This window comes from Frankia sp. Hr75.2 (assembly GCF_949319125.1).
In the GTDB taxonomy this organism is placed as follows: Bacteria; Actinomycetota; Actinomycetes; order Frankiales; family Frankiaceae; genus Parafrankia; species Parafrankia soli.
Map to the genome: position 1 here is coordinate 1 of NZ_CASGGV010000091.1, position 4,435 is coordinate 4,435.

Below are 4,435 nucleotides of genomic sequence, written 5' to 3' on the forward strand. Positions count from 1 at the left end.
ATCCACTCCGTCGCAGCCGCGTCGCCACTCCCCCGTGGCCAAAGCGGTACAGGAATCACCTGGCGCATACATCACCAATGCCTACCGCATACCGCAGGGATGCGGCGCACCTCGGTGAATGGTCCAGGCATAAAGTCCGATGAAACGGGTCAGTGAGGAGAAGGCGTGAGACTGGGATTTGCTATGCCACATCTGCTGCGACTGAAGGCCACCTGCCAGCCGTGGGAAGCCACAGTGACGGGCGCGGACCAGACGCGTCTCGCCAGGTGGGCCGAGAAGCTTGGCTACGCCATGATTAGCGTGCCCGAACACCACATCATCCCGAAGACCCATGTCGATCTTTCGGGGCCACACCACTTAAGCGCCTATCCGACCATGGCCTATCTGGCCGGGGCCACGGAAAAGATACGGGTCAACTCGTGCATCGCGATCCTGCCGTTACAGCACCCCGCCATCACCGCCAAGGCTCTCTCGAGCATCGACTGGATGTCGAGTGGCCGTGTCTCCGTCACGTTCGGTGTGGGCTGGCTGGAAGAGGAGTTCGAAACTCTGGGTGTTCCCTTCCGCGAGCGCGGAGCGATGAGCGAGGAGTACATTCAGGCAATCATCGAGCTCTGGACCAAGGAGGAACCGGAGTTCGAAGGAAAGTACGTCTCTTTCCGAGATGTCGTGTTCGAGCCCAAGCCCTTCCAGAAACCACACCTGCCGGTATGGTTCGGTGGTGATGCCGATGCCGTGCTGAGGCGCACCGCCCGCTACGCATCGGGCTGGTGGCCTTTCCTCACCAGACCCGAAGATATACCGGCGAAGATTTCCTTCATCAAGTCGCAGCCCGACTACAGTGGCAAGCTCATCGATGTATTCTACGGCTTCGCCACCACGCGAGTCGGTGACGGCCACGTTATACAGAAAGATCCACGCGCTCGGGCAGGCATGACCAAACAGGAGATCATCGACCGGCTCTGCTGGTTCAAGGAGCTGGGCGTGACGATGAGTTCAGTGCCGATACCGAGCGTCAGCCATCTCGAGGAGTACTTCGACTACACCCAATGGGTGGCCGAAGAGATCGCGCCCGCGATTGCGTAGTGGCTGAAAGCCTGGGATGGTTCTGCCCCCACTGGAGAATCAGCTGGTCGACGCCGGCGGCACGTCAGGACGACGCCCTCCGCCCGCCGGACGAGGACCAGCCCACAGGTGACGGTCAGGCGCGCGGCAGCAGGCGGATCGTCACCGGGACGACCTTGTCACCGACGACGGATCCGACGATTGCGGGGCCGTAGCGGCCGTACTTGGCGTGGTAGGCCGCGTCGATGTCCGGATGCACGTCGGCGCCCGCGTCGGCGAAGAGGATGTCGCGTTCCGCGCCGCCGGCACGGACATGACCGGCACCGCTGGCCTTCGCTCGGCGATACCACGGGTTGTCCGGGCCGTAGGCCGAGCGGACGTACAGATCGTCCCCGGCACGGACAACCCACATCGTCACGTAGGGGCGCAGGGTGCCGTCCCCGCGGCGGGACGCGAGCTGCAGTTCCTCGGCCCGGCCGACGCGGTCGAGATCTTCATCGGTCCAGGTGGCCATGACGTGGCTCCTCTGGTCGTGGGGAAAGGGGGGCTGGCTGCCACCGCATGCGCCGTCGGCCGGGGCCGGCCGTGCCCTCGGACGAGGACTGGTCGACACCGAGGCCAAGGGCGGGCATGCGCACGCCGCTGTTCAGGGTGAGCAGCGGGCTGGCTGCGGCCACGGTGCTCCTTCCCGGGTGAGGTTCGTCAGCGCAGGAACGACTCCGAGCACAACGAACGCACTGACGCGACCAACGCACTGAAGGGAGAGGACCGATGGCCGACGAGACCGACCGGCAGAGCAACCAGGAAAGGCCCCGGCAGTTCTTCTTTGACGTCACCGAGCTGCCAGGCCGCACGAATGTCGACATTATGGGTGACTCCGCCCAGGCCCAGCCTTACTTCGATCTTTTCGGCCGGGATCTCGTCACGAGGACGATCCTCAACTCACCGGAGCTGAGCGTCTACCACGAGACGGCCGCACCGGGTGAGAAGGTCAAGCCGCATCGCCACGGCACCCATCAGCTGAACTACATCCTGCGCGGTGAGCTGATCTTCGGTCGACGGCGGGTGGGGGCCGGCATGGGCTTCTTCACGCCCAACCTTCTCTATTCGTGGCGGGCCGGGGACGACGGCGCCGAATGGATCGAGATCCACGCCGGTCAGCCCGGCATCTTCGTGGATCAACGGTCGACCTGACCATCGCCCACGCGGCCTGCCGTGATCGCGCGGGCCAACCGGTGACGCCGGTACCGGCTCGGCGGACGGGCCGATGCCCGAGACAGGGCCATCTACTACACGAGGGATTTCAGCCATGTCAGAGTTATTCGAGGGCAAGGTCGTCCTCGTCACCGGCGCCGGGTCCGGCATGGGCCGGGCAATCACCCTCCGCCTGGCCCGGGAAGGCGCCTCGGTGCTCGCCCTCGACATCGACGAGGGCCGGCTGGCCGAGACGAAGGCACTCACGACGGGCACAGTGTCGGTCCGCCAGGCTGACGTCAGCGACCCGGCGGTATGCGTCGAGGCGGTGGCCGCGTGCGTCGAGGAGTTCGGGCGGCTCGACGTACTGGGTAACGTCGCGGGCATCTACCTGGCCGAACACACCACGAAGGTGTCCCTTGAGCAGTACCGGCGGGTGATGGGTGTCAACCTCGACGCCTACTTCTTCCTGGCTCAGGCCGCCATTCCGCACCTGCTGGAGACCGGTGGAAACATCGTGAACATCGCCTCCAACGCGGGCCTGCAGGGACTGCCCTACTCTGCTGCCTACTGCATGAGCAAGGGCGGCGTCATCCAGCTCACCCGGGCCCTGGCCGTCGAGTTCCTGAAGACGCCGCTGCGCGTCAACGCCATCGCCCCGGCAGGCACCAACACCAACATCGCGTCACCCACGACGTTCCCGGCCGGCATGGACCCCGACCTCGCCCGCCGCATGGCGGGCCTGCGCGGCCTGGCCGAGCCGGCGGAGATCGCCGCGCTGTTCTCGTTCCTCGCCTCCGGCGAAGCCCGTTCGATAACCGGCTCCGTCTACACCGTCGACAACGGCCTCACCTCCAGCTGACCAGCAGCCGTCCCACCTGGTGATCAGGCGTCGCCGCAACTGCCCGCCAGGCGTCGTCCGACCGTCCCCGGGGGCGGTCGGACGACGGACGTCGGCGCGTCAGGACACCGGGGCTTCACCGAAGGGTGATCCCGTGACAGTCGAGCCGTTTCGCATTCACGTCAGCGAGGACCGTCTGGCGGTACTCGCCGAGCGGCTGCGCACCACCGCCTGGGCAGACGAGGCGTCGGGCGACGACACCTGGCACTACGGCGTGCCCGCTGCCTACCTGCACGAGCTGGCCGGGTACTGGCGCACCCGGTACGACTGGCGCGCGCAAGAGACGGCGATGAACCGGTGGCCACACGTCCGTGGGGAGATCGACGGCGTCACCGTCCACGCGCTCCACAAGCGCGGCTCCGGCCCCGCCCCGCTTCCGCTCGTCCTCACCCACGGGTGGCCGTGGACCTTCTGGGACTTCAGGAAGGTAATCGAACCGCTCGCTCATCCTGAGCGTTTCGGCGCCGATCCCGCGGACGCCTTCGACGTCGTCGTGCCGTCGCTACCCGGTTCGGTCTTCTCCTCGCCCACCCCGGCCGGAGTCGGATTTCGGCAGACCGCCACCCTGTGGGTGAAACTCATGGCCGAGCTCGGCTACCGGCGGTTCGGCGCGCACGGCGGCGACTCGGGAGCGTTCGTCACCGCACAGCTGGCCCATGAGTTCGCCGATCGCCTCGTCGGCGCGCACCTGACCTACCCCGCCCTGCTTGGCACCGACCTGGGCGGGCTGAGCCGAGACGACTTCGAGCCCGAGGAGGTCGGCGACTTCGACCGGCAGCGCCCCGCGACGCTGAACCTCACACACTTCCTGACGCACACGTTCGAACCCCGGACTCTGGCCTGGGCCCTGCAGGACTCGCCCGTGGGTCTGGCGGCCTGGATGCTGCAACGCCGGCGGGCCTGGAGCGACTGCGGCGGTGACGTGGAACGCCGCTTCAGCAAGGACGACCTCATCACCACTTTCGCGCTGTACTGGCTCACCGGTACGGTCGGCGGCTCGCTGCGGTTCTACGCCGACTCGTTCCAGCAGCCGTGGACCTCCTCACATGACCGCCAGCCCGCCCTGGAAGCGCCCACGGGCATCGCCGTGTTCCCCCACGAGCTGTCCCACGTCCCCCGCGCTCTCGCACGGCGCGCGGCGAACCTCGTGCACTGGACCCGGATGGACCGCGGAGGCCACTTCGCCGCGGCCGAGGAACCACAGCTCCTCGTGGAGGACATTCGCGTCTTCTTCCGGCCGCTGCGCGCGGCCACCTGATGGACGCGAGCGATGCC

Annotated in this window: 5 protein-coding genes; 4 read left to right on the plus strand and 1 reads right to left on the minus strand. The window is 67.0% G+C overall.

All coding sequences use genetic code 11. From position 1 onward, the window contains the following. Window positions 1-165 precede the first annotated feature (165 nt). On the plus strand, window positions 166-1,086 hold the full coding sequence (locus tag AC559T_RS08740) for a TIGR03619 family F420-dependent LLM class oxidoreductase (protein ID WP_498868387.1): 921 nt from the start codon (window positions 166-168) through the stop codon (window positions 1,084-1,086). Between the two features lie 115 nt (window positions 1,087-1,201). Here the strand turns inward: AC559T_RS08740 and AC559T_RS08745 are convergent, their stop codons facing one another. Continuing rightward, window positions 1,202-1,579, minus strand: a complete 378-nt coding sequence (locus AC559T_RS08745) for a DUF2255 family protein (protein ID WP_498868388.1) — start codon at window positions 1,577-1,579, stop codon at window positions 1,202-1,204. Between the two features lie 257 nt (window positions 1,580-1,836). Here AC559T_RS08745 and AC559T_RS08750 point away from each other — a divergent pair, with 257 nt between their 5' ends. The 3 genes from AC559T_RS08750 (at window position 1,837) to AC559T_RS08760 (ending at window position 4,418) form a co-directional block, all read left to right on the plus strand. Beyond that, on the plus strand, window positions 1,837-2,259 hold the full coding sequence (locus AC559T_RS08750; RefSeq protein ID WP_498868389.1) for a cupin domain-containing protein: 423 nt from the start codon (window positions 1,837-1,839) through the stop codon (window positions 2,257-2,259). 115 nt (window positions 2,260-2,374) lie between these two features. Continuing rightward, complete coding sequence (locus tag AC559T_RS08755) at window positions 2,375-3,121, plus strand: SDR family NAD(P)-dependent oxidoreductase (RefSeq protein WP_498868390.1); 747 nt, start codon at window positions 2,375-2,377, stop codon at window positions 3,119-3,121. Window positions 3,122-3,254: 133 nt separating this feature from the next. Then, window positions 3,255-4,418 (plus strand): epoxide hydrolase family protein, encoded by a 1,164-nt coding sequence (locus AC559T_RS08760; RefSeq protein WP_498868391.1) that lies wholly within the window; start codon window positions 3,255-3,257, stop codon window positions 4,416-4,418. Window positions 4,419-4,435 lie beyond the last annotated feature (17 nt).